Below are 23,794 nucleotides of genomic sequence, written 5' to 3' on the forward strand. Positions count from 1 at the left end.
AAACGACTGATATTGACGCCGATTCGCTCGCTTCTTAATGCTGTAGAACTTTTGACTGTCCAGTATTATAAAAGTATGGATATTATGACTATTTGATAACGGAGGGTTCCTATGGGACAGTTTGCGGTTAGCGGTAAGCAATTTACGTATGACGGAAAGCCGGTTCAGCTTATATCGGGAGCGATTCATTATTTCCGGATCGTCCCGGAATATTGGAGAGACCGGCTGCTGAAGCTGAAGGCCTGCGGCTTGAACACCGTTGAAACGTATGTGGCTTGGAACGTTCATGAGCCGAATGAAGGGCAATTCAACTTCTCCGGCCAGGTCGACCTAGTTCGGTTTATTGAGATCGCGGGCGAGCTGGGCCTGTACGTGATTGTGCGTCCAAGTCCTTATATTTGTGCGGAGTGGGAATTCGGCGGATTGCCGGCCTGGCTGTTGAGCGAGCCGGATATGAAGCTTCGCTGCTACCATAAGCCTTTCCTCGATAAAGTGGATGCGTACTATGATGTGCTGCTGCCGATACTCAAGCCGCTGCTGTGTACGAACGGCGGACCTATTATCGCCATGCAAATCGAGAACGAATACGGCAGCTACGGCAACGATAAGCGGTATTTGGAATATCTTAAAGACGGCATGATTCGTCGCGGAGTGGATGTATTGTTGTTTACATCGGACGGACCTACCGACGTTATGCTGCAGGGCGGTATGGTTGACGGGGTGCTGGCAACGGTCAACTTCGGCTCCCGGACCGAAGAATCTTTCTCCAAGCTGCTGGAATACCAGCCGGACAAGCCGCTCATGTGCATGGAGTATTGGAATGGGTGGTTCGATCATTGGGGGGAAGAGCATCATACGAGAGATGCGAAGGATGCCGCCGCCGTTTTGGACGATATGCTGAAGATCGGTGCATCGGTCAATTTCTATATGTTCCATGGCGGAACGAACTTCGGTTTCTATAGCGGGGCTAATTATGGTGGTTTTTATGAACCGACAGTGACCAGCTACGATTATGATTCGGCTCTGAGCGAGAATGGGGAACTGACGGAGAAATATTATGCCTTCCGGGAGGTTATCGGCAAGTACGCTGAAGTGGATGAGTCGATTCTGCCGGAACCGATCCGCAAGAAAGCTTATGGCCGGATACCGTTAACCGCGAGAGCAGAGTTATTCGACAGCCTGTCCCTGCTTTCCCGTCCGGTGGAAAGAACCTGTCCGGAGCCGATGGAGAAGCTGGGGCAGAATTACGGATTCATTCTGTACACGACCCGGGTGTCGGGACCGAGAGAGAAGGCGAGCCTCATCCTGCAGGAGGTTCACGACCGGGCGCTCGTTTTCCTGGACGGCGAGTATAAAGGAGTTCTGGAGAGATGGGATAAGGAATCCAAGGTCGAACTGGAAATCCCTAAGGAAGGGGCCGAGCTGAGCATTCTCGTTGAAAATATGGGAAGGGTCAACTACGGACCGAAGTTAAAAGACTACAAAGGAATTACGGAGGCGGTCCGGTTGGGCTATCAGGCTCTGTATCACTGGACGATTCATACGCTTCCGTTGGATGATCTCTCTCCGCTGAAGTTTCAGGAGAGCGGTCCCGTTTCAGAGAAGCCGGTGTTCAACCGGGGAACCTTCCAGGTGGAGAAGGCGGCGGACACCTTCCTCGATATGTCCGGCTGGACTAAAGGGGTAGCCTATATTAACGGATTTAACCTTGGGCGGTACTGGAAGCGCGGTCCGCAGCAAACGCTGTACATCCCGGGTCCGTTGCTAAAAGAAGGCGAGAATGAAATAGTCATCTTCGAGCTGCATGGAACCGATGAAGCGGCCGTTACGCTGACAGACCGGCCTAACCTGGGGCAAAAAGCTTGACGCTATACCTCCTCACCTTTTGCGGTGAGGGGGTTTTTCTATTTAGGGCTAAGAATATCACTTGTCGCGAGTTTCGATTCGACTCCTACTGGCCGTACTTTTCTTGCCATAAATCACGCCATTCAATAAAGCTCAAGCCGGTGACTTCCTCAAGGGTCTGGCCATCGATGGAATAATATGCGCTAGTCTCTTGAGTTACTTGTACTGTCCTATTCTACGGGTAGCTTGTATAATCAAATTATCCTGATGAAGAGAGCCGGCAACGATAAATTGTTATTCAGAACGTGTAAAGGCAGAAGAAGTTCGTGCGGTCGTGCGGTTTTTCAAAAAACAGCGGAGAAAGGATGATTCAGATGAAAATTTCCCTATATTCGGATGATTCCCATTTAACGGAAGCCCCTTCCATAACCGCTTATTGGGCGGATGGAGAAGGGCCGAAGCCGGCTATGATCGTATGCCCGGGAGGAGGCTACAGACATAAAGCGAAACATGAAGGAGAACCGGTCGCCCGTTGGCTGAACGGAATCGGCATTACCGCCTTCGTTCTCGATTACCGGGTGGCGCCGCATCGTCATCCGCTGCCATTGTCCGATGCTCAACGGGCCATTCGATTGGTCCGGCATCGGGCTGCAGATTGGGGCGTGGATCCGTCCCGAATCTGCATTCTCGGATTTTCCGCGGGCGGGCATCTCGCAGCATCCGCCGGAACAATGGAAGCCCCGGCCGCTTCGGGGAACACTGATCCTGTTGAACGGGAAAGCACCCGTCCCGATCTGATGGTTCTGTGCTACCCGGTCATTACCTTCGGGGAAGGCGGGCATGAAGGTTCCCGCCTCAACCTGCTGGGGCCCGATCCATCGCCGGAGCTTCGGGCACAGCTTTCAGTTGAAAACCGGGTAAGTGCCGATACACCACCTGCATTTGTATGGCATACGGCGGATGATCTGAGCGTACCCGTTCAGAACAGCCTGAAGTTTGTAAACGCGCTGGCAAGCTTCGGCATTCCGTTCGAGCTGCATGTATTCCCGCATGGCCGTCATGGTCTGGGATTAGCCGAAGAAGACGAACATGTTCAGCAGTGGACGCGGCTATGTGCCGCATGGCTCCGAAAGAACGGATTTTAGGCAGTAGCGGCCTCCTCCCGAGTGGATTTATTCCGCGAAGTCCGCAAAGGCAGTCTCTAGCGACTTCCGCGACTTTCCGGATAGAGTGCTCTAAGGGAGGGAGTTGCCCGCATTAGTCCCTGCCGTGGATGGCCCGTGTTCCGGATTAGCGGATTTGCTTGCGGTATGCAGTAGGACTCTTCCCATAGTGGGAAGTAAACTGTTTGGTAAAATAATACGGACTTTGAAAGCCGACATCCTCGGCGATTTCAGCGACCGTACGTGAAGTGAATTCAAGCAGCCGCGCGGCTTGCCGCAGCCGGATTTTTGCCCGGGTGGCTGCAATTGAATCGCCTACCTGTTCTTTGAATAAATGTGCAAGGCGGGAAGGCGATAATTGCACCTGGCGGGCTAACCCGGCAATGCTGAAGGATTGCTTCAAGTCACGGGTAATTATTCCGAGCACTTCTTCGATTCTTGAATCCAGCCTCTTGGCCGTATCATTGACTCTCTGTGCCAGCAGCAGAATCATTTCCTCCATCGCGTTAAGGGCAAGCAGCCCGGAGTACGGCTGCTCTAACCTGCAATCCCCGATCATCCTTTCGAATACGGCTTGTAACCGTGCTTCTACGGAAGCATCGTTCAACCGGACAATCAACAGTCCGGGATGCGGCTCCGGCCAAGCCAGCCATTCCAGCCAGGAAGGCTGGGGAATAAAATGAGCCCAATAAAACTCCCACATCGTCCCTTCGCCGGCAGCATAGTGATGAACGGTGCCCGGCTTCAGCACGACGATATCTCCTCTATGACATGTCCAATTCCGCTCACCGATCCAATACGAACCGCTTCCAGAGAGGGTGTAGGTAATCAACCAGTCTCTGGTACCTCTTGAACGGTACACCCGATAGCCATCGGGCTCGGAGTAATGATCCGAAACGAGTATGCCCGGAGCGGGGCTTGCCGTTTCGACAGCAGGATCGTTAAGGAATTCAGCCATTTCCAGCATTCCTCCCTTCTCCATCTCATTCTACAATGAAAGCATCCGATCCAGAAGGCCTGAATCCTTGCAAAGGGGGGATCGCCGTCGGACAATGCCATGCCGTGTGGCGGGAACCGCACGCTTTTTCGGTGAAGACTGCCGATAGCCGGTGAAGATTGCCGACAACGAGAACCCCGGCCCGGATCGAATGATTGAAATTCGGCAAAATTTTATAATAAGGAGAGGTAAAAGAGATGGAGAGTAGTTTGTCAATGGAGGCGGGTAACGAAAGGTACAAAATGCAGTTTGCAAGCGAGGGTTATACGATAGTCAGAGGACTGTTAAGCGAACCGGAGGTAGGAGAGATTAAAGAGACCTTTATGGAAATGCATCGACAAGGCCCGATTCCAGGTTATTTCGCACCGGTTTCCGCAGAGGAATCCGGAGGCGATATTCTGAAACAATTTCCGCGGGTTATGCACCCCCACCGGTTCAATGAATTGGCTAAGCGCTATATGCTTCATCCGGATATCATGAATGTCTTGGAGGATTTATTGGAGGAAGAGCCGATCGCGGCGCAAAGCATGTTTTATTTCAAGCCCCCCGGTGCCCGGGGTCAGGCGCTGCACCAAGATAATTTCTATTTGAAGGTTCAGCCCGGCACATGTATAGCGGCTTGGGCAGCAATAGATCCGTCGGATGAGGAAAACGGAGGAATTATGCTGGTGCCCGGTTCTCACCGACTCTATATTGAGTGCCCGCATTTGGCTGACCCGAGTATTTCCTTTTCCAAGGAAGAAGTAAATGTACCTGAAGGGATGAAGGTCATCCCTACCCGGCTCAACGCAGGCGATGTTCTGTTCTTTAACGGCAGCGTTATTCACGGTTCTTATCCGAACCGTTCCGCCAACCGGTTTCGCCGTTCTTTTATTTGCCATTATGCGGGAATATCCGCTCGCCAAATCGGTCAATTCTATAACCCGTTATATACTAGAGACGGTCAATTGCTGGAATTGGAAGGAAATCCGGATTCGGGCCCTTGCGGGTCGGAATTTGGTACTCCTGCGGAAGCCCACTGAGGATAGAATCTACGTCAACTTCGCCGAAATATAATGGAAAAGGGGCAGGCCGGAAGCCGATTCCGTTGCTTACACGGTTTACCTCTATATCGAGGCTTTGGACTGTTATCCCCTTGCCTCAGAAAAGCGAGATGACCATGAATTCCATCGGGTAGATTCCTTCCAGCCCGTTAAATTTCTGTTTCATAACAAGAATAGATCGCACCCTCAGAAGATACTGAGCGAATGGGATAATAGCCAGAGGGACGGGAAAAGAGGGGAGAGCGTACGGGCCTGCCACTACTGAGCGAATGGGATAACAGCCAAAGGAGCCTAGAAATCAGTCCGGCAAAACGGTCATTCCTCCACCGAACCCTCCGGTAGAGTTTTTTTCATAAAAACAGGGAAAAAGGAGAATAATTGTTATGTCTTAACAATTATGGGACCAGAGGTGGATTTTCATGCAGGAATGGCTCGAAGTGGCGCTGCGCACATTGACGGCTGTCGTCATTTTATTCGTGTTAACCAAGCTGCTGGGCAAAAGACAAGTTACTCAGCTTTCGGTCTTCGAATACATTACGGGAATTACCATCGGGAGCTTGGCCGCTTATATTTCCCTCGATCTTGAAGCGAACTGGTATCTGGGAATCGTCGCTTTGGTCGTGTGGGTAGGCGTCTCTCTGGGAGCGGAATTTCTTCAGATCAAAAGCAAGAGATTCAGAAACTGGATTGACGGGAAAGGGACGGTCCTGATCAAGGACGGCAAAATAATGGAGGACAATCTGAAGAAGGAGCGTCTCTCCACGGACGAGCTGCTGGAGCAGCTTCGCAGGAAGAACGCCTTCCGGGCGGCGGATGTTGAATTCGCCGTTATGGAGCCTAGCGGGGAAATCAATGTGCTGCTTAAGCGGGAAAACCAGCCGATCACGCCGCGTCACTTGGGGATCAAGGTCGGACCCGAGCAGGAGCCTCAGACGGTAATTATGGACGGCGTTATCATGGATGAGCCGTTGGCCACCATCGGGCTCAGCCGAGAATGGCTCAAAACGGAGCTGGAGAAGCTGGGAGTCGCACAGGAGAACGTATTTCTCGGACAAGTGGACACCTACGGGCAGTTATACGTCGATTTGTTCGATGATTTGATCAAAGTTCCCGAGCCCTCGCAGAAAGCCGCTTTGCTCGCCACTCTCAAGAAATGCGAAGCCGATCTGGAAATGTTCGCTCTGTCCTCCGAGGATAAAGTAGCGAAGGAAATGTACGGCCGCTGTTCAGAGGTCATGCAGGAAGTCATACTCGAAGTCAGGCCGCTATTAACCGGTTAGTTCGAATTCATGGTCAATCCGTTGAGGATCGTATCGATGTTCCATTTCATCATCTTGAGATAAGTATCTCCGTCCGTCCCCGGTTTTCCGAGGGAATCGGTAAATACTGTGCCTCCGATCGGAGCACCCGTATCCTCGGAAACCATCTCCATGCTGCGCGGGTCTACGCTTGTTTCCAGGAACAGGACGGGCACCTGCTTATCGCGGATTAGATCGATGATTGTAATAAGCTGGGACGGCGTTCCCTGCTTTTCCGAGTTGATTTCCCATATATATTGCGCTTCGAAGCCATAAGCCCGGCTGAAATACTTGAAGGCTCCTTCGCTGGTAACCAAAATGCGCTTATCTTCAGGAATGTGGTTAAAGCGTTCCACGGCTTCCCGATGAAGCTTATCGAGCTCAGCAATGTACAGCTCTGCGTTAGCCTTATAATCCGTCTCATGCTCCGGGTCTATAAGAATCAAGGCATCGCGGACATTCTCGGCGTAACGGATTCCGTTGCGGATATCGAGCCAGGCATGGGGGTCTATTTCTCCTTCGCTGCCGGCCGATGTGAGGAACAGCGGTTCTACACCGTCGCTTATCTGGAATACGGGTGCATCGGGGCCGTCCTTATGGGTGGCCTCAAGCAATTTTTCAAACCAGGAGTTGCCGGCTTCCAAATTCATACCGTTATAGAAGACCGCGTCCGCATCCGCCGTATTCTTGACATCGGCGGGGAGGGGATCGTATTCATGCGGGTCGGAGCCGACGGGGGCAAGGCTGACGACTTCTACCCGGTCTCCTCCGACATTTCGGACAATGTCATAAATGATGGAATAGGTGGCAACGACCTTGAGCTTGTCATTCTGCTGTCCGAAGGAGCCGCCGGAAGAATCCGTTGGACGGTTATCGGGGGCGCATCCCGCAACCCACAGCAGAACGAGGAGTAACAAAGTGATTTTTACGATAATCGGTCTCAACTCTCTCCCTCCAACTCTCCATTTCATGAACCGAGCATCGCCTTTTTCCGCCGTGTCCTTATCGTGCGAATGAGCAGCCCTTGTTTCGGAGACAGCATAAATGCGGCAAAGAACAAAACGGTCGCAACAATGACGATACTGGCCCCGGAAGCCAAATTATAGACGTAGCTGATATACATTCCGGCGATCGATGAAATAACCCCGAACAAGGACGACAGATAGATCATGATCCACAGCCTGTTGGTCAGCAAGTATGCCGTGGCTGCAGGCGTAATCAGCATGGCTACGACGAGAATAATCCCCACCGTTTGCAGGGAAGCGACGGTCACCATCGTCAGCAAGGTCATCAGGATATAGTGGATCAACCGGTTAGGTAATCCGTAAGCTGCCGACATGGTCGGGTCGAAGGTGCTGACCAGCAGCTCTTTGTAGAATAAATAAATCGTCCCGATGACTACAATCCCGATAATTAATGTAAACCACATTTCGGAGGCCCGGACAGCCAGCACATTGCCAAACAGAATATGGTATAGATCGGTGCTGCTCTTCAACAGGGTGATCAAAATAATTCCCAAAGCAAAAGCGAAAGTAAACATGATACCGATCGAAATATCGTTCTTGATCCGGCTGTTCTGGCTGACGAAGCCGATGCCGACCGCGGTCAATATTCCCGTGATGACGGCGCCGATAAAAAAGTTAATGCCCAGCATATAAGAAATGGCTACCCCGGGAAGAACCGCGTGGGAGATGGCATCCCCCATCAAAGCCATGCCGCGCAGAATGATGAAGCAGCCGATCACGCCGCAGATAATACCGACCATGATAGAGGTCAGAAGGGCCTTCTGCATAAAGCCATAGTTCATAATGGCATCGATAAAAGTCATCATAGGCCCACCCCCAATTCTTTCATAAACGAAAATTCGCCGCGATAGGCTCTGGCCAGAATGTCCGGGCGGAACACATCTTCCACCGGGCCGAAGCTGATCAGCTCCCGGTTTAGCAGGATCAATTGGTTAAAATAGGCGCTCGCCTTATTCAAGTCGTGATGCACGACGATGATCGTTTTGCCGCTGTCCTTCAACTGCTTCAGAATAGCGATAATCGTCTCTTCGCTGGCCAGATCGACACCGACGAACGGTTCATCCAGGAAGAAAATTTCCGATTGCTGGGCCAATGCCCTCGCAAGAAACACGCGCTGCTGCTGGCCCCCTGACAATTCACCGATTTGCCGCCGGCTGAAGGCTTCCATTCCGACCCGCTCAAGACATTGATAGGCCCATTCCCGCTGTTCCTTCTTCGGACGCCTGAACAGGCCCAGTTTGGGATAGGTGCCGAGAAGAACCGTATCCAGCACCGTGATGGGAAAGGTCCAATCGATATCGTTGCGCTGCGGAACATAGGCGATCTGCTTGCGAATCTCGGCAATCGATTTATCAAAGTACGTAATGTTGCCTTTGTCTTTCGGAATCAGATCGAGCAGCGCTTTTAACAAAGTCGATTTCCCGGCGCCGTTCGGGCCGATGACTCCGACCAGATTACCCGGGGCAAGAGAGAAGGATACATCTTTGATCGCTTCGTTCCCATGGTAGGAAACATAAAGATGCTCGACGGTAATAGCTGCGGACATTGTTCGTCACCTCTTATTCCATGCGTGTCATTCTAACAGTATATTAATCAGGATTAGCCTTCGCCACATTTCTTTCGATAAAGAATACAATATGTTCTTATGAAAAAATGTTTACCTAGGCAAAATTTTAAAGGCGATTCCGCATCCTGTCAATATAAATCTTGGTTTCGAAAATGTTCCTAAAAACGTCAAGAGTGCGAACGGCAACCGGTTGACGTTTCTGTTTTATATATACTACAATCCATAGTGTAAGTGAGTTGGAACGGTTGCATAGAAGCGGTATAATAAGTGGGTCCTGAGTTGACGAAAGGAGAAGCAATCAACATGAAGAAATACCGGAAATGGCTCCAGATCGGAATACTAACCATCTTCGTCGTGCTGGGAGTAGTTACGGTTGCAAATACCTTCTCGGCAAGCGGAAGCTCGGCCAAGGAAGGAAATTTGGCCCCGGAATTTACTTTGTACGACCTCAGTGGAAATAAACATTCCCTCGGCGAATATCGGGGTAAGGCGGTTCTTGTCAATTTCTGGGGCACGTTCTGCCCGCCTTGTAAGGATGAGATGCCCGCTATTCAGAATCAATATGATAAATGGAAGGAACAGGGGCTGGAGGTGCTCGGTCTCAACCTGGGTGAATCCAAGGTGACGATCGACAGCTTCGTCAGACAAGAAAACGTACGCTTTTCGATCTTGATGGACCGTAATTTGGAAACCGCCAGAAACAAATATAACGTGACCCGATATCCGACATCGTTCTTTATCCGGCCGGATGGGGTCATTCATAAAGTGTACGTTGGAGAAATGAATGAACAGATTATTGAGGCGCTGGTCAAGGAAATTTTGCCAAGCCAATAAGAACCGGAGAACGGAGCTTGCTGTAGATAGATATTAAAGTGGGGGAGGCATCCTGTGTTGAAGAGGCGGTCTCATCTGGCCATACTTGTTTTTTTGATGCTTATGGTCAGTTTTGCTGCGGTTTCTTACGCAGAAGAAGAAAAAGAAGAAGGAATTTTCATTTCCAGTGTTTCCTTGAGTGAAGTATATGCGAATACGAAAACGGAGTACTACGTGAAAGTGATCGATGCCGGCGTGGAGCCGGGCACGGAGAGGGACAAGCTGCCGGCGGCGGATGCCAAGGTGAGCATCCGGATGACCAAAGGCTCCCAGGAATTAAAGCAGGAGCTCGTATTCAGCGGGGAAGAGGGCTATAAGGGAGAGGTCACTTTTCCCGAAGCGGGATTGTGGAATATAGTCATATCGGCCGTGGATCAGAATAATGAAGCTCATTCGGACATGCTGGAAATGGAGCTGACGGTCAAGGAGAAAAGCAATGAAATGACCTACTTATGGCTCGGGATTATGGCGCTGTTCGCGGCGGGCATCATCTATGTGATATTTCGAATCCGCAAATTAATGAAAAGATAATGGCATGGAATAGTGCAGTTAGCGTTAAAGACATGCGGGAGTGCATGTCTTTTGTCGATTTTATTCAAACACCTTCCAAAGACCTGTATGTTTGCAGGTCTTTTTTCTTCTGTGCCCTGAGGAAGTATTCGTCATTTATTTTAATGCGAGTGGCGGGAGGTCGGCGGGAGTGTTTCGACCAATGTACCCGGAACATGCTGGAGAGCAAAAAGAATAATGAGAGCAACGACCAGAAACAGGGTCACGGGCCGGAACCAGAAGGATCGGTCAGTCCGGGATTCCTCTTGGTGACCACTGTCGTGGAGCATGACAAAAATAAGAAAAATAATGACACTGTACAAAACCACCATCCATTGGACGATAGCTCCGACATCCTCCGGCGGCATCATTTCCGTCAGCATAGCCCCCATCATTCCGGCCATAACCCCCGATAGGAGCCCGTCTATTACGGCCATTATTCCGACGGGAGCGCCTGCCAGAGCGCCTGCTGCGGCTCCTGCAGCCATTCCCAGCGCAGTCGATTCGGCAAAGGATTCCGGGATCCATGCGGCTATAAGAGAGCCGAGGCCCAGACCAGCCCCCATCCCCAGAGCCATGGCGGCCGTCATACCGGCCATGGAGGACAGACGCTTCCGATATCGGAATACGGTATAAACAATCCATGCGGCAAGGAGTCCATAGATGATCGCGAACGGCATCAAACCGGTCATCGGACATTCCTCCTTTCATATCTACATTTATATAGCCTGCTTGTTCGAAATATGAAATCCTCCGTAAACATATTCAAAGGACAAGACCCATATACTGGGTGGAAAGAAGGGAAAGACGGAGGGGAAGGTCATGGAAGGAAGGAGCCAGACGGACGAATGGAGGATTCGCATAACCGGAATGACCTGTGCCGCATGCGCAGCGCGAATTGAACGGGTGATCGGAAGAATGGAAGGGGTTCGCGAAATCAAGGTGAACCTGGCTCTGGAGCAGGCCTCGATTGTTCGCGATCCCCTGCTCGTCACGAAACAGCAGTTGGAGGAACGAATCATTCAATTGGGCTTCGGGGTTGACCAGAATAAGGAAGCGGAGAAGGGCGAAGACGGACTGGGGCTATCCGCACAGGAGCAGCGCTTCAGGTCTCTGCGCCGCTCTTTCGTGCTGTCGGCTTTATTCACTTTGCCCTTGCTGTGGACGATGGTTACCCATTATTCTTTTACTTCCTGGATATGGGTCCCCGCATGGCTGCTTGATCCCTGGGTTCAGCTCGGGCTGGCCTCGATTGTCCAGTTTGTTTTTGGCCGGCCTTTTTATTTCAACGCTTATTACGCCTTGAAGAATAGAAGCGCCAATATGGATGTTCTGATTGTTCTCGGCACGTCGGCGGCTTTTTTCTACAGCCATTATTTAACGGTTCGCTCCATCCATTTGCCTGCAGGGGAGCATGTACCGCTCTACTTCGAAACGAGCGCCATGCTGATTACTATTGTGCTGCTGGGCAAGTGGATGGAAGCGGCGGCCAAGCGCAAGACGACCGATTCGCTCCGCCATCTCCACGAGCTGAGGCCGAAAGAAGCCAGCGTAATCCGGGATGGGCAGGAGTGGTCCGTGCCTGCCGGACAGGTCAATCCGGGGGAGGTGGTACGGATACGTCCCGGAGAAAGGATTCCGGTCGACGGCCGGGTCATCTCCGGCTATTCCACCGTAGATGAATCGATGCTGACCGGGGAAGCCCTGCCGGTGGACAAACGGCCGGGCGACGAGGTGATCGGGGGGACGGTCAACCGTAGCGGAACGCTGAAGGTAACCGTCATTCGCGCCGGTGAGGAGACGTCGGCCTCGAGAATGGTCAGACTGTTCGAGCAGGCACAGGCTTCCAAAGCGCCGATTCAGAGAATAGCCGACCGGATCTCTGGAGTATTCGTTCCCTGCATCATCGCGATAGCGTCGGCAGCTTTCCTGGCCGGCTATTTCTATCTGGAGCCGGGGATGTTCGGCAGCGCGCTGGAGCGGGCGATCACTGTGCTCGTTGTGGCATGTCCCTGCGCCCTCGGTTTGGCGACTCCGACCTCGGTACTGGTCGGGTCCGGACGGGCAGCGGAGCACGGAATCTGGTTCAAGGACGGGAAGACGATGGAGCAGATGCAGCAGGTTCGCACCGTTCTGCTGGACAAGACGGGCACCATTACAGCAGGAATGCCTGCCGTTACCGAAGTATACGCTCATCGGGGGGACCGGCTAACCCTGCTGCGCCTTGCGGCATCGGCGGAAGGGCCTTCCGAGCATCCGTTTGCCCATGCGGTAGTGCAAGCTGCGCAGATGGAGCAAGTGGACACGGTTGAGCCGGAGAGGTTCGCGGTCATTCCGGGCAGCGGTATCCGTGCAATCGTTCAAGGGCACGAGGTATTAATCGGCACACGGAGGCTTCTGCAGCGTCATGGGGCAGGGCGAATTGAAAATGAACAGCGGGCCGGCGAGTGGGAAGCCCAGGGGAAGACGGTGCTATTCATCGCCGTTGATGGCCGGTTCAGCGGCTATATTGCCGTGACTGATCCGATGAAGCCGTCCGTCCGGAAGGCGGTCCGCCGTCTGCGCAAGCTTAGAGTCCGCACCATAATGGTGTCCGGGGACAATTATCGGACGGCCAGGGCGGTAGCGGAGGAAGCGGGGATTGCCGACGTCCATGCCGAAGTGCTGCCGGAAGGTAAAGTCGAGCTGGTCCGCAAGCATCAGCAGAACGGCAGGAAGGTGGCGATGGTCGGAGACGGCTTGAACGATGCTCCGGCTCTGGCAGCCGCCGATATTGGCATTGCCGTTGGCGGAGGCACCGATCTTGCTCTGGAGGCGGCGGATGTTCACCTGATGCGGGGAGATCTGAACGGCATCGCCGACGCGATCTGGATAAGCAGGCGGACAACGAGGAATATTAAGCAAAATTTAGCATTTGCCTTGCTGTATAATACGATGGCGATCCCGGTCGCTTTCCTCGGCCTGCTCGCACCTTGGGTAGCCGGAACCGCCATGGCTTTAAGCTCGGTGTCCGTCGTGGCGAACTCTCTTCGCTTAAGGAAGGTTAAGCTCGGACGATAGAAGGTTCACGCTAACGGGGGCTGAGCACTCGCCATGCGCGCTTAACGTGTCGCGTGATGCATCTGTTAGATTAAAGCGGACTATCCCAATACATAAATCCGAATCAGAGTGCTGCACGTCCGGGGATGGCGGGCGTCAATGGTTCAGGTTGGATAAATTGACGTTTGTTAATTATTAATATATGCTAAGTTACAAAAAGTAACTAAATGAAGCAGTGTCCATTGCGTCTTCTTCGACTGCTCTGCAGAATGAGGAAGGCATGCCGTGGTTTACAATTTACAGCCGGTGCGCTTGTTTTTTGTAATGCCATGGAGGAATGACACTGCTTGGAAAGGGCGGCCCGTTGTGTATACTATACATCCGGATATCCGGCTTGGAGAAGTAAAGCTTAAAGTAAGCAATCTGAAGCGTTCCCTTGAATTCTACGAGCAAGTCGTAGGCTTGAAAATATTAAAACAAACCTCCGTTACCGCAGAAATGACAGTGGATGGAGTGCATTCCCTGCTGTCGCTTGAAGAAATCCCCAATGCTCTGGTTGTCCCTCCCCGATCGGCCAGCGGTTTGTACCATTTCGCGATTCTGGTTCCGACGCGCAAGGACCTTGGAGTAAGCCTGAGAAGGCTTATTCAATCGGGAATATCGATAGGGCAGGCGGATCATCTGGTCAGCGAAGCGCTGTATATTTCGGATCCCGATCATAACGGCATTGAAATTTATGCAGACCGGCCGCGGGATGTGTGGCAGAGAGATGCGGACGGAAATTACAGGATGGCGACTGATCCGATCGACTGGGAAGGCTTGTTGAAAGAGGCGGAGAGTGAGGTCTGGTCCGGTTTGCCGAAAGGGACGACGATCGGGCATGTGCATTTTCATGTCGGTGATCTTCAGCAGGCTGGAGCTTTCTATTGTGATTTGCTTGGATTTGAAATGGCGGCGGATTATTCCAGACTGATGCGGGCGCTTTTTATCTCTGCGGGCGGCTACCATCATCATATCGGCTTGAATGTGTGGGCGGGAATCGGCGCTTCCCCGGCTCCTCCTCACGGCACGGGGTTGGCTTATTATACAATCATGTATCCCGATGCTTCCGAATTGGAGACGGCTCTGCAAAGGATACGCGATGCCGGCGTCCCGTTAGAGGAGCAAGAGGGAGCCTGGATCGTATCCGATCCCTTCGGCACCCGGACAAGGCTGACGGTCATTCCGTCCGAATAAGAATAGCGGTTGATAAGATAGATTTCCCGAGCCTGAGTTGGCTCGGTTTTTTTTATTTTGGGCCATCCGTGGCCGGGCATATGAAAAACATGGTTGACTGAAAAATAATTTACATATACAATAACTTTTGCGTATGGAAAACAAATTTGTCTGTGGACAATACATACTTAATTAAAAAGTGTGCGGGAAACCCGGCGAGTGAAAACGCTGCGACGCTTCAACGGCAAGCTTACGGAAGAACAGGCTGGTTGGCAGCCGGACATAATGACATTCAGGAGGGGGAGCGCCGATGAGGCGGCGGTCAGATATCAATTTAAGAGAGGGGTCGGGGACAGGGCGCCTGCATTTCTCCACCAAATGGCTGCTTACGATGGGGATTCTGGCCGCCGCGACGGTTCTGGCCGTTCTCGTTGCTTCCGCGGTAGGTCCGGTGTCCGTTCCATTGAAGACGACGATGAGTCTGCTTCTTGAGAAGCTGCGGCTTCCTGTCGAAGCTGTTGCCGGTGACAGGGAACGGCTCGTTGTGGAGCAGGTACGGCTGCCCAGGGTGATCGTCGGCGGGCTCGTTGGCGCCGCTCTGGCTATCTCCGGAGCCGCCATGCAGGGTCTGTTCCGGAATCCGCTGGTGGAGCCGGGGTATGTCGGAGTATCGAGCGGTGCGGCCGCAGGAGCGGTATGTGCTTTGTTCTTCGGCTGGACCCAATTCGGAAAATGGATGCTTCCGATATCCGCGTTTGCGGGGGCGGTGGCTGCGGTTATTCTGATTTTGCTGATTTGGAGGGGCAGCCGCCAAGCTTCCATTACGACACTGCTTCTTCTGGGAATAGGGATAAATGCGCTGCTGTCGGCTCTGATCAATATTATGGTGGCCGGCTCCAAGAATGAACAGGAGCTGAGAAGCATTGTGTTTTGGCTGCAAGGCGGACTGGAAGCCCGTACCTGGGAGCACGTCCAGTTGATTGGGCCGCCGATTGTGCTTGGTTGTATATTGATTTGTATCTTCGGCAGGGATTTGAACCTGATGCTGCTGGGCGATGAACAGGCGGAAGGCTCGGGGATCCGGGTGCAGGCGACGCGCTACATGATTCTGGCGCTGGCGTCGCTCATGACCGGCTCGGCCGTGGCCGTCAGCGGGATCATCGGCTTCGTAGGGCTGGTCGTACCGCATGTCGTCCGCCTGATCGCCGGCCCGGACCATCGGCTGCTGCTTCCCGCAAGCGCATTGGGCGGGGCATGCTTTCTCATAGTAGCCGATGTTATTTCCCGCATGATCCTGCAGCCTGTGACATTGCAGGTGGGCGTCGTTTGCGCTTGTATCGGAGCCCCTCTGTTCATTTCGTTAGTACTACGTTCCAGAAAGGTGAAGATGACATGAGCATCCGATTGAATGCCTGCGGAATTTCTGTTCATATGGAACGGGCGCTCATTCTGCGGGAGCTCACATTGAGCGTATTTCAGGGAGAGTTTGTCGGGCTGATCGGGCCGAATGGCAGCGGGAAATCGACACTGCTGCGGACATTGGCCGGATTCCTCAAGCCATCGGCAGGAGAGGTGCTGCTGGATGGCGAGGACATGGCCGCCATTTCCAGAAAGGCCCTGGCCCGCAAGCTTGCTTTCGTTCCCCAGGATTTGACCGTCGACTTCGATTTTACGGTGCGGGAAGTTGTCGGAATGGGAAGGCATCCGTATATTTCCCGCTTCGCAGGAGAGAACGGGAGGGATCGTGAAGTCATAGAAAAAGCTATGCGGGAAACAGGGACACTGCACCTGAGCGACAGATCCATGCCGAGCCTGTCGGGAGGGCAGAGGCAGATGGCATTTATCGCCAAGGCGCTGGCCCAGGAGCCCGAGGTGCTGCTGCTGGACGAACCGATATCCGCTCTCGATATTGCTCATCAACTGCGGGTATTAAGCGTGATCCGCAAGCTGTGCGACCAGGGTTTAACGGCCATTGCGGCTCTGCATGATTTGAACCTGGCTTCGCGCTACTGCGACCGGCTGGTGCTTATCCGGGAGGGAGAAGTGTTGGCCCGGGGGAGTGCGGAGGAAGTCATGACGGAATCGTGTATTCGCGAGGCCTATGGCGTGGAGGCGGTCGTGGCTACCGATCCCTCGACCGGCAAGCCGTCGGTGACCGCGCTGCAGGAGGCCGCCGGATAAGGAATCACCGCCGGCGCTGGGGCACGGAGCCGTCGGCGGTTGCTTGTTGAGAAAGCATCCAAGTTACTCGCTCGTATCCCTTGGGTGGGGTCGAATAGAGGTACAAATAGATTGATGCGAACGAGTGAGTTTTGTATGAAATATCGTACGGAAAGCTGTGTACATGCGGCGAAGGTCCGCTTTTGTATGAAAACATTCATCCGTTAAATTCAGATTGCGGACCTTTCAGGACATAGCGGTTCGTGTATCGATGTATTTTATCCAATTACCGCCGGGCAAATGTGTATACTAAACGGTTTGGCAGCTTGGCGGGACTCGATCAGCTGCAACCAGGATTGCAAGAAGACCGGTATATTCTTGTTAGCAAAGCATTATGGACGTGAGGTGCAAGTTTATGTTTAATCAACGGTGGAATACAACTAATGGGAGGGGAGCTTCCCGGCCCGGAACGGATTGGAAAGGAACAAGCCGAGCCATTGCAGAACGCATCAGCGGAGAAGAACGGCAGGCAACAGCGGAGAGGGCCAGCGACGGAGCGGCGGCAGATGTCGGCAAAGGCATGGCCGGCAGCAGCGGGCCCTCCCAAACAGGCTTCAGGATCGGCCGACGTGTCAACGGCAGGGGAATCGCCGGGAAGGCGGCAGCGGCCGTTATGCTTCTGGCCCTTCTGTCGGCTTGCGGAACGGGAGGGATTCCGGGAGAAGGGCAGAAGCAGGAGGCTGTGCAGGGGAAGAACGGAGGGGATCCGTCCAACACTTCAGCCGGTAACGGGCAAGCCCCGGGGCAGGAAGCCCCGATAACAGATGGAGCGGGAGAAGGGCCGGAGGCCAAGCAAGCGAATGATTCTTTCCCCAGAGAGGTTTCGATCGGAAACGAGACGGTAACGATTGAGAAGCAGCCGGTCCGCATTGCGGCCTTGTCCCTGGATACGGCCGAGATGGTGCTGGAGCTGGCCGATGCCTCCCGGGTAGCGGTCGTCCCGAGAAGCATTGAAGACCAGGCATTAGCCAGAAATACGGAAGAGGGCCGCCAGGTGCCGAACAAAATTGCCGGGGCAGCCGCGCTCGATCCCGAGCAGGTGCTGTCCTACGAGCCGGATCTCGTCCTGCTGACAACGATCCATGACGGGGAGAGAGACGCCGACGCTCTGCTCAAGCAGGCGGGAATTCCGTTAATTACCTTCCAACAGTGGAATACGCTGGAGAAGCTCCAGCAAAACCTGCAAACGATCGGACAGGCGATCGGGCAGGAGGAGAAGGCGGACAGTATAGTCCGGGAAATGCAGGAAAGAATCGCCTCGGTCGAGGAGGAGGCGGAGAATAACAAGATCAAGCCTTCGGTGCTTATCTTGTCTCCGGTCGGCCCGAACACGGGTCCGTATTTGCTCGGCCAGACGAATATTTCTTACGATCTCATTGTAAAAGCCGGAGGAATACCGGCGGTGGATATTCTCGGGGTAAACCGGACGACGAAGGCTTCGATGGAGCAGGTGATGAAAGCCGACCCCGATATGATCCTGCTCATACAATGGGATGATAAAGGAGACAGCGAGCTGGAAGAGATGATGTCTCAGGACGCCTTCCAGTCCCTTAAAGCCGTGCGTGAAGGACAGGTGAAGAAGATGAGGGCGAGCCAGGTCACCAATCCTAATCTCGGCGTCGTGGACAGCCTGGAGGAAATCGGCGAATGGGTGCGCGAGTACGCGGCCGGACAGGAGGGGGCATGATCGGAATTGTCTTGACGGCCTACGGGATGGTATCTTCCCTGGATGATTTGGAAGCCTTCTACACTCATATCTTCCACGGCCGAAAGCCGGGCCCGGATAAGCTTGCCCAAGCGGAAGCGCAGTATCGGGCGCTGGGAGTGTGCGATCCGCTCGCCTCGGTTACAAGGCGGCAGGCGGCGGCGCTGGAGCGGAGGCTCAGCTTGCAATTAAACAGCCCTGTCAAAGCCTATTACATGTGCAAGCATACCCCACCGTCAGCCGAGGAAACGGTAACCCGCATGGCGGAAGATGGAGTAACCAAGGTCGTTTGCCTGCCGCTGTCGCCCCTGTTTTCCAAGACGGGAACTGGCTGGTATGAGCGCAAGCTGCGCGAGGCGATCGCCTCCTCCGGCCATCGTATGGAGCTGTTAACTGCTGCCCACTGGCACCTGAATCCGGACTTCGTGCGCATTGTTGCAGACAGGGTCCGCGCGGCTGCGGAATGGCTGCCTGCTGCGGTGCGCGGGAATACCGCGGTGATCTTTACCTCACACAGCCAACCCGGGCTGCCCGAGGCCCATCCGGACTACTGCCGGGAATTCCGGGAGCTGGCGGAAGCCGTCGCCGATGTATCCGGCAGCAGCTCTTGGCGGATAGCCTACCGCAGCGGAGGGCCGGCGCCGCAGGTTTGGCTAAAGCCTGACGTGCTGGATGTCATTGCCGAAGTGGGAGAAGGCGGGGCGGAGGCGGTGGTGGTCTGCGACTTGCTCTCACTGACAGCGAATGTGGAGGTGCTTCAAGATATCGGAATCCAGGGCCAAGCTGCGGCACAAGCGCTTGGATTGGAGTTTGTAAGAACCGAATTTCTGAACGATTCCGATGATTTCATGAAGGTGGTCAGCGATATCGTGGCGGAGCGGATTAAGGCGGCAGGCTGGAGTTAGCTTCGGCTTTATAGCTGACGGTATCCACAAGGCTTCCGAGTAATCCGTCAAGCTTGTCGTCTTGGCATTGGGGCGGCGGCATCGCTGTCCTCCTCAGGGCCATCGCGGATATTCCGGACGTCAAGAGATCCGGGCTCCTCACAGTGTGCTTAGGGTGTCGCGAAAATTCCCTGTTTTTTGTGTCCTACCTAAAGCGGCTGCGTTCTGCAGAAAAGCCATAGGATAACAAAATAAAATCCAAAATTATACAAAGTTTAGAATTTTATAAGCAGAATTAATAAACGAGGTAGGCGCAAGCCTACTTTTTTTTGTCAATAGACAAATCTTTATTCCAAAATGGTTTAAAGAGAGGTATAATGAGCGCAAGAGACATCATTTATACATCATGGTTAAGAAAGAAGTGTTGATAAATGGCACGCCCGGCAAATTCATGGAAGTTGTCCTGGTCCATCTTCTGGACCTTCTGCAAAATTTCCCCCGTCACCTTCGGAGGAGGCTACGCGATGATTCCGGTCATCGAGCGGGAAGTGGTAGCCCGTCGGAAATGGCTTGACGAGAAGGAGATGACGGATGTGCTCTCCATCTCCGGTTCAGCTCCCGGGGGGATCGGAGTCAATGCGGCGATTTTTACCGGGTACCGGCTTGGCAAATGGAAAGGGGCGCTCTCCGCTCTGATGGGCATTACGCTGCCTGCCTTTCTCATCGTGCTGGCCTTGGGAATCGCGTTTACCCAACTGCGCAGCATACCGAAGATTGAGGCCGCCTTTGCCGGGATTCAATCGGCCATTGCCGCTTTGATCGTTTTTGCCGCCTATCGGCTTTTGCGAACGGCCGTTTTTGATATCGCTACACTGTCCGTAGCCGCAGCAACCGCCTTGCTGCTAATATTTTCGCCGATTCACCCGCTTGTTCTTATTCTGGGAGGCATGGTCGCCGGCATCCTTTTGATCAAGATGAAGGAAAGGCTGGGTTGGCGGGTCAAGCTGGAGAAGAACGAGGTATCCGGCAAGGAACAAGCAGATCGGACGGATCGTCCGGCTACGTATTCCTCTCATGATTATTTTTTGGGCGACGGGATTTGAGCCGAATACAGAATCTTCTCTTCCGGTAACTCTGAAAGGCGGGTTCGCTGCCGATATGGATGTTTCCGGTTGGCCGATTAAAGAATTATCTATATGCCCGAGCCTGCCAGTGGCTGCGGGCGATTCTATGGAATGGGGTATCCTCATGCTGCTGCTGCAATTATTTTGGACTTTCTTTAAAATAGGGCTTCTCTCCTTTGGAGGAGGCTATGCGATGATCCCCGTTATAGAGCATGAGGTGACGGCTCACGGCTGGATGACCAGTGCGGAGTATTACGAGGCCATTGCTCTCGCGGGGATGTCCCCGGGGCCGGTCGCAACTAACGGTGCGGTTTATGTGGGCTATCATACGGCCGGTCTGGCAGGCGCAGTGGCGGCTACGCTGGGGATGGTTCTGCCTTCGCTGTTTCTTATCGTGCTGATGGCCGCCTTTTTTGTCCGCATCAACGAGCACAAGCTGGTCAAGTCGGCTTTCTACGGTCTGCGTCCGATCGTGGCCGGTCTGGTTGCCTACGCCGCCATTCATTTCAGCCAGACAAGCGGCATCATCGGCCCGATCTCCTGGGATAGCGGTATCGCGTTGGTGATCTTCGCTTTTTCTTTATTTGCGCTGATTAAATACAAGCTCCATCCGCTTTATGTCATTGCCCTGTCCGGCCTGGCCGGTGCCGCTCTGTACAGCTAGGAATCTGTCCGTTATCCATTCTAACCGGCGGGCTTGCTCTCGCACTTTGGCGTATGACGAAGCGCTGCGGAACGGTATAATGGGTTTAATGAAGTCATTGGTTTTTGGGACAAGGCGGTACAGCTGTCGAATAGATTGTAAGGGCGGGTGAAGGAATGGTCGGTCAATCTCCCGGGCCGGGGAGCAAGGCAAAGTCGATTTTCCGGCTGATACGCAAGCAGAAGAAAGTGTCCAAGCAGGATTTGCTCGATCAATGTGAAATGCCGGTCAGCACGCTGACCAGAGTTCTGGAGGAGCTGACGACCCAGGGCTGGATTCGGGAAACGGGGCTCGGCGAATCGACAGGCGGGCGGCGGCCAATTCTGTATGAAGTCAATCCCGATTACGGATATGTGCTGGGGATGGAAATCTCCCGGCTTAATGCCAAGCTGGTGCTGTGCGATCTGCAGACGAACAAGCTGGCGGAACGGGGCTGGCCGATGACGGCTGAAGCTACCCCGCAGTATGTGCTGCAGCGGGCAGTCCGGGAAATCGAGTCGATGCTGGCCGAGAGGCAAATTTCATTGGCGGCGGTGCTCGGACTGGGCATAGGCGCGGTAGGACCGCTGGACCGGCAGCGGGGAATCATTCTTCATCCCCGATATTTTCAGGCTCCCGGATGGGAGAATGTCGATATTAGCCGGCAGCTTTCGGAAGGGCTAGGGATTCAGGTTTTCCTGGATAACGGGGCCAATACGGCAATTCGCGGTGAATATTGGGCAGACCCTGCAAGGGAGTTCAAGCACTTGCTTTACGTTCATGGCGGAATGGGCCTGCGCTCGGCGATGATGTCGGACGGCAAGGTGGTTTATGGAGCCGTAGATATGGAAGGGGCGGTCGGCCAAATGATCATTCAGACGGACGGCAGGCCTCATCGGGAAAGCGAAGGAAATTACGGGAGTCTGGAATCCTATACGGCCATATATGCGTTAGAACAAGAGGCCGCGTCCAAATTAAAGCAGGGAAGAGACAGCCTGCTTCGGGCCCTGGCCGGAAGTCCGGAGAAGGTCACTTTTGCCCATCTGGTACAAGCGCTGCATAAGCAGGATGCGCTGACAATTGAAATTTTTACGCAGGCGGCAACTTACTTCGGTATTGGCTTGGCCAATCTGTTAAACATACTGCACCCGGAGAAGGTGATCTTGGGCGGGCCGTTAATTACCGCGCATGATTTGTTCTTTCAGATCAGCACCCGGGTTGCCGTGCAGAAAGCATATTATTATCCGGAGTACCAGGTAATGTTCAGCCGGGGGCGGCTCGGCGAGGATGCGATAGCGTCCGGAGCGGCCGTGATGGCGATCGATTCGTTAACCGAGGAGTAATCGGACTGCGTTGGCCAACGGAGGCCGATCAATGGAAAGCGAGGATGTACAGATGATGAACGAGGACAACGGGAAAATGAGGCGCAAAGGATGCTGCACGGCGAGCCGGGCGGCGGCGGAGGGACAAGCTGCAGATGGACTGACCGCAGCGCAACAGGCTGCAGCCTCTTCGGAGGGGACTACGGCTTCACCGAACTTCGGGACGACAGACGGAATGATCCTGCTGCCGGGCGGAACGTTCCTGATGGGAACGGACAATGCGGAGGGCTTTCCTGCGGATGGAGAAGGCCCGGTTCATGAGGTGGAGCTGGATGCTTTCTATATCGACCCGTATGCGGTATCGAACAGACAGTTCGCCGATTTCGTCCGGGCTACCGGCTATCGTACGGAGGCTGAAAGCTTCGGCTGGTCCTTCGTATTTCACCTCTTCGTTTCGGAAGAGGTCGCCCGCACGGTCGAGCAGGTAGTTCAAGCTACTCCCTGGTGGTGGCCGGTTAAAGGAGCTTACTGGGCCTGTCCCGAAGGACCCGGCTCGAACGTGGAGACACGCTGGGATCATCCCGTCGTTCACGTTTCGTGGAATGATGCCGCTGCTTACTGCAGGTGGGCGGGCAAGCGTCTGCCTACGGAGGCCGAATGGGAATATGCCGCCCGCGGAGGCTTGGTTCAGAAGAAATATCCGTGGGGCGATGTGCTGAAGCCCGACGGGAAATATGTTTGCAATATATGGCAGGGGAAATTTCCCGTCAAGGATAATGCGGTTGACGGCTATTCCGGCACCGCTCCGGTGAATGAGTATCCTCCTAACGGATACGGATTGTATAATATGGCGGGGAACGTATGGGAATGGTGCTCGGATTGGTTCCATCCCGCTTATTACAAGGACAGCCCGAGGCTGAATCCCAAAGGTCCTCTCGCCGGAACGGGCCGGGTAACCCGCGGCGGATCCTATCTGTGTCATAAATCGTATTGCAACCGGTATCGGGTGGCGGCCAGAAGCTCCAATACGCCGGATAGCTCTACGGGAAATATGGGATTTCGCTGTGCCGCGGATGCGACTTGATAAACCGCTGAATAGAGCGGGCGATTCGAGCCGTACGGTTCGGTTAACCATCAGCAGGAAGACGAAGGGGACGGCTTGGTCCAAGCCCGGAAAAAGATTTCTAAAAATGGATGCCTCTATGGAAAAAAATGCGCTATAATAGACAAATAATTGTTAGAA

At 53.7% G+C, this 23,794-nt stretch carries 21 protein-coding genes; 16 read left to right on the plus strand and 5 right to left on the minus strand.

Going from position 1 to position 23,794, the window contains the following annotated elements; genetic code table 11:
- The first annotated feature begins 111 nt into the window (after window positions 1-111).
- Both ACFQ03_RS19745 and ACFQ03_RS19750 read left to right on the plus strand, forming a co-directional pair.
- The gene (locus ACFQ03_RS19745; protein ID WP_379290380.1) at window positions 112-1,866 is read left to right on the plus strand and encodes a glycoside hydrolase family 35 protein; all 1,755 of its coding nucleotides are present in this window, start codon (window positions 112-114) and stop codon (window positions 1,864-1,866) included.
- A gap of 353 nt (window positions 1,867-2,219) precedes the next feature.
- Window positions 2,220-2,990: an alpha/beta hydrolase gene (locus tag ACFQ03_RS19750; RefSeq protein WP_379290382.1), complete on the plus strand. Its 771-nt coding sequence runs from the start codon at window positions 2,220-2,222 to the stop codon at window positions 2,988-2,990.
- A 145-nt stretch (window positions 2,991-3,135) separates the two neighbouring features.
- Here ACFQ03_RS19750 and ACFQ03_RS19755 read toward each other — a convergent pair whose 3' ends face one another.
- The gene (locus ACFQ03_RS19755; protein ID WP_379290384.1) at window positions 3,136-3,966 is read right to left on the minus strand and encodes a helix-turn-helix domain-containing protein; all 831 of its coding nucleotides are present in this window, start codon (window positions 3,964-3,966) and stop codon (window positions 3,136-3,138) included.
- Window positions 3,967-4,202: 236 nt separating this feature from the next.
- On the opposite strand from ACFQ03_RS19755, the gene ACFQ03_RS19760 reads away from it, so the two are divergent.
- Both ACFQ03_RS19760 and ACFQ03_RS19765 read left to right on the plus strand, forming a co-directional pair.
- On the plus strand, window positions 4,203-5,027 hold the full coding sequence (locus ACFQ03_RS19760) for a phytanoyl-CoA dioxygenase family protein (RefSeq protein ID WP_379290386.1): 825 nt from the start codon (window positions 4,203-4,205) through the stop codon (window positions 5,025-5,027).
- 440 nt (window positions 5,028-5,467) lie between these two features.
- Window positions 5,468-6,328 carry a DUF421 domain-containing protein gene (locus ACFQ03_RS19765; RefSeq protein WP_150959191.1) on the plus strand — a complete coding sequence of 287 codons (861 nt, stop codon included), beginning with the start codon at window positions 5,468-5,470 and terminating at the stop codon, window positions 6,326-6,328.
- Here the strand turns inward: ACFQ03_RS19765 and ACFQ03_RS19770 are convergent.
- The 3 genes from ACFQ03_RS19770 to ACFQ03_RS19780 are packed head-to-tail and all read right to left on the minus strand — an operon-like array spanning window position 6,325 to window position 8,917.
- Entirely contained in the window at window positions 6,325-7,317 is a 993-nt protein-coding gene (locus ACFQ03_RS19770; protein WP_379290389.1) for a metal ABC transporter substrate-binding protein, read from the minus strand. The genes ACFQ03_RS19765 and ACFQ03_RS19770 overlap by 4 nt on opposite strands.
- Window positions 7,314-8,174, minus strand: a complete 861-nt coding sequence (locus tag ACFQ03_RS19775) for a metal ABC transporter permease (RefSeq protein WP_379290563.1) — start codon at window positions 8,172-8,174, stop codon at window positions 7,314-7,316. The genes ACFQ03_RS19770 and ACFQ03_RS19775 overlap by 4 nt, the downstream gene beginning before the upstream one ends.
- Window positions 8,174-8,917, minus strand: a complete 744-nt coding sequence (locus ACFQ03_RS19780) for a metal ABC transporter ATP-binding protein (protein ID WP_144933970.1) — start codon at window positions 8,915-8,917, stop codon at window positions 8,174-8,176. Before ACFQ03_RS19780 ends, ACFQ03_RS19775 begins: the two co-directional genes overlap by 1 nt.
- Before the next feature lie 324 nt (window positions 8,918-9,241).
- On the opposite strand from ACFQ03_RS19780, the gene resA reads away from it, so the two are divergent.
- Both resA and ACFQ03_RS19790 read left to right on the plus strand, forming a co-directional pair.
- Complete coding sequence (resA, locus tag ACFQ03_RS19785) at window positions 9,242-9,772, plus strand: thiol-disulfide oxidoreductase ResA (RefSeq protein ID WP_144933972.1); 531 nt, start codon at window positions 9,242-9,244, stop codon at window positions 9,770-9,772.
- A gap of 57 nt (window positions 9,773-9,829) precedes the next feature.
- A complete protein-coding gene (locus ACFQ03_RS19790) occupies window positions 9,830-10,342 on the plus strand; it encodes a hypothetical protein (protein ID WP_144933974.1) in 513 nt (170 codons plus the stop codon).
- 140 nt (window positions 10,343-10,482) lie between these two features.
- Here the strand turns inward: ACFQ03_RS19790 and ACFQ03_RS19795 are convergent, their stop codons facing one another.
- Window positions 10,483-11,052, minus strand: a complete 570-nt coding sequence (locus tag ACFQ03_RS19795; RefSeq protein ID WP_144933976.1) for a hypothetical protein — start codon at window positions 11,050-11,052, stop codon at window positions 10,483-10,485.
- Between the two features lie 130 nt (window positions 11,053-11,182).
- Between ACFQ03_RS19795 and ACFQ03_RS19800 the strand changes: the two genes are divergently transcribed.
- From ACFQ03_RS19800 to ACFQ03_RS19845, 10 genes are all read left to right on the plus strand, one after another.
- Window positions 11,183-13,420 carry a heavy metal translocating P-type ATPase gene (locus ACFQ03_RS19800; RefSeq protein ID WP_379290392.1) on the plus strand — a complete coding sequence of 746 codons (2,238 nt, stop codon included), beginning with the start codon at window positions 11,183-11,185 and terminating at the stop codon, window positions 13,418-13,420.
- A 345-nt stretch (window positions 13,421-13,765) separates the two neighbouring features.
- A complete protein-coding gene (locus tag ACFQ03_RS19805) occupies window positions 13,766-14,635 on the plus strand; it encodes a VOC family protein (protein WP_379290394.1) in 870 nt (289 codons plus the stop codon).
- Window positions 14,636-14,924: 289 nt separating this feature from the next.
- A complete protein-coding gene (locus ACFQ03_RS19810; protein ID WP_379290396.1) occupies window positions 14,925-16,010 on the plus strand; it encodes a FecCD family ABC transporter permease in 1,086 nt (361 codons plus the stop codon).
- The gene (locus ACFQ03_RS19815; protein ID WP_144933985.1) at window positions 16,007-16,795 is read left to right on the plus strand and encodes a heme ABC transporter ATP-binding protein; all 789 of its coding nucleotides are present in this window, start codon (window positions 16,007-16,009) and stop codon (window positions 16,793-16,795) included. The genes ACFQ03_RS19810 and ACFQ03_RS19815 overlap by 4 nt, the downstream gene beginning before the upstream one ends.
- 394 nt (window positions 16,796-17,189) lie before the next feature.
- Window positions 17,190-18,521, plus strand: a complete 1,332-nt coding sequence (locus ACFQ03_RS19820; RefSeq protein WP_379290398.1) for an ABC transporter substrate-binding protein — start codon at window positions 17,190-17,192, stop codon at window positions 18,519-18,521.
- Entirely contained in the window at window positions 18,518-19,444 is a 927-nt protein-coding gene (gene hemH, locus ACFQ03_RS19825) for a ferrochelatase (RefSeq protein ID WP_379290400.1), read from the plus strand. The genes ACFQ03_RS19820 and hemH overlap by 4 nt, the downstream gene beginning before the upstream one ends.
- Window positions 19,445-19,854: 410 nt before the next feature.
- Window positions 19,855-20,526 (plus strand): chromate transporter, encoded by a 672-nt coding sequence (locus ACFQ03_RS19830; protein WP_150959199.1) that lies wholly within the window; start codon window positions 19,855-19,857, stop codon window positions 20,524-20,526.
- Between the two features lie 145 nt (window positions 20,527-20,671).
- Window positions 20,672-21,211, plus strand: a complete 540-nt coding sequence (locus tag ACFQ03_RS19835) for a chromate transporter (RefSeq protein WP_191964285.1) — start codon at window positions 20,672-20,674, stop codon at window positions 21,209-21,211.
- Window positions 21,212-21,366: 155 nt separating this feature from the next.
- Entirely contained in the window at window positions 21,367-22,572 is a 1,206-nt protein-coding gene (locus ACFQ03_RS19840; protein ID WP_379290402.1) for an ROK family protein, read from the plus strand.
- 52 nt (window positions 22,573-22,624) lie between these two features.
- Window positions 22,625-23,635, plus strand: a complete 1,011-nt coding sequence (locus tag ACFQ03_RS19845; protein ID WP_449290187.1) for a formylglycine-generating enzyme family protein — start codon at window positions 22,625-22,627, stop codon at window positions 23,633-23,635.
- The last annotated feature ends 159 nt before the right edge of the window (window positions 23,636-23,794 follow it).

The sequence above is a fragment of the Paenibacillus residui genome (assembly GCF_042677205.1).
GTDB lineage: Bacteria > Bacillota > Bacilli > Paenibacillales > NBRC-103111 > Paenibacillus_L > Paenibacillus_L residui.

Coding starts and splice junctions, on each gene's coding strand:
- ACFQ03_RS19835 (WP_191964285.1), top strand. CDS start 20,672: ATGCTGCTGCTGCAATTATTTTGGACTTTCTTTAAAATAGGGCTTCTC.
- ACFQ03_RS19765 (WP_150959191.1), top strand. CDS start 5,468: ATGCAGGAATGGCTCGAAGTGGCGCTGCGCACATTGACGGCTGTCGTC.
- hemH (WP_379290400.1), top strand. CDS start 18,518: ATGATCGGAATTGTCTTGACGGCCTACGGGATGGTATCTTCCCTGGAT.
- ACFQ03_RS19845 (WP_449290187.1), top strand. CDS start 22,625: ATGATGAACGAGGACAACGGGAAAATGAGGCGCAAAGGATGCTGCACG.
- ACFQ03_RS19800 (WP_379290392.1), top strand. CDS start 11,183: ATGGAAGGAAGGAGCCAGACGGACGAATGGAGGATTCGCATAACCGGA.
- ACFQ03_RS19815 (WP_144933985.1), top strand. CDS start 16,007: ATGAGCATCCGATTGAATGCCTGCGGAATTTCTGTTCATATGGAACGG.
- resA (WP_144933972.1), top strand. CDS start 9,242: ATGAAGAAATACCGGAAATGGCTCCAGATCGGAATACTAACCATCTTC.
- ACFQ03_RS19755 (WP_379290384.1), bottom strand. CDS start 3,966: ATGGCTGAATTCCTTAACGATCCTGCTGTCGAAACGGCAAGCCCCGCT.
- ACFQ03_RS19770 (WP_379290389.1), bottom strand. CDS start 7,317: ATGAAATGGAGAGTTGGAGGGAGAGAGTTGAGACCGATTATCGTAAAA.
- ACFQ03_RS19750 (WP_379290382.1), top strand. CDS start 2,220: ATGAAAATTTCCCTATATTCGGATGATTCCCATTTAACGGAAGCCCCT.
- ACFQ03_RS19830 (WP_150959199.1), top strand. CDS start 19,855: ATGGCACGCCCGGCAAATTCATGGAAGTTGTCCTGGTCCATCTTCTGG.
- ACFQ03_RS19775 (WP_379290563.1), bottom strand. CDS start 8,174: ATGACTTTTATCGATGCCATTATGAACTATGGCTTTATGCAGAAGGCC.
- ACFQ03_RS19840 (WP_379290402.1), top strand. CDS start 21,367: ATGGTCGGTCAATCTCCCGGGCCGGGGAGCAAGGCAAAGTCGATTTTC.
- ACFQ03_RS19820 (WP_379290398.1), top strand. CDS start 17,190: ATGTTTAATCAACGGTGGAATACAACTAATGGGAGGGGAGCTTCCCGG.
- ACFQ03_RS19795 (WP_144933976.1), bottom strand. CDS start 11,052: ATGACCGGTTTGATGCCGTTCGCGATCATCTATGGACTCCTTGCCGCA.
- ACFQ03_RS19760 (WP_379290386.1), top strand. CDS start 4,203: ATGGAGAGTAGTTTGTCAATGGAGGCGGGTAACGAAAGGTACAAAATG.
- ACFQ03_RS19745 (WP_379290380.1), top strand. CDS start 112: ATGGGACAGTTTGCGGTTAGCGGTAAGCAATTTACGTATGACGGAAAG.
- ACFQ03_RS19810 (WP_379290396.1), top strand. CDS start 14,925: ATGAGGCGGCGGTCAGATATCAATTTAAGAGAGGGGTCGGGGACAGGG.
- ACFQ03_RS19780 (WP_144933970.1), bottom strand. CDS start 8,917: ATGTCCGCAGCTATTACCGTCGAGCATCTTTATGTTTCCTACCATGGG.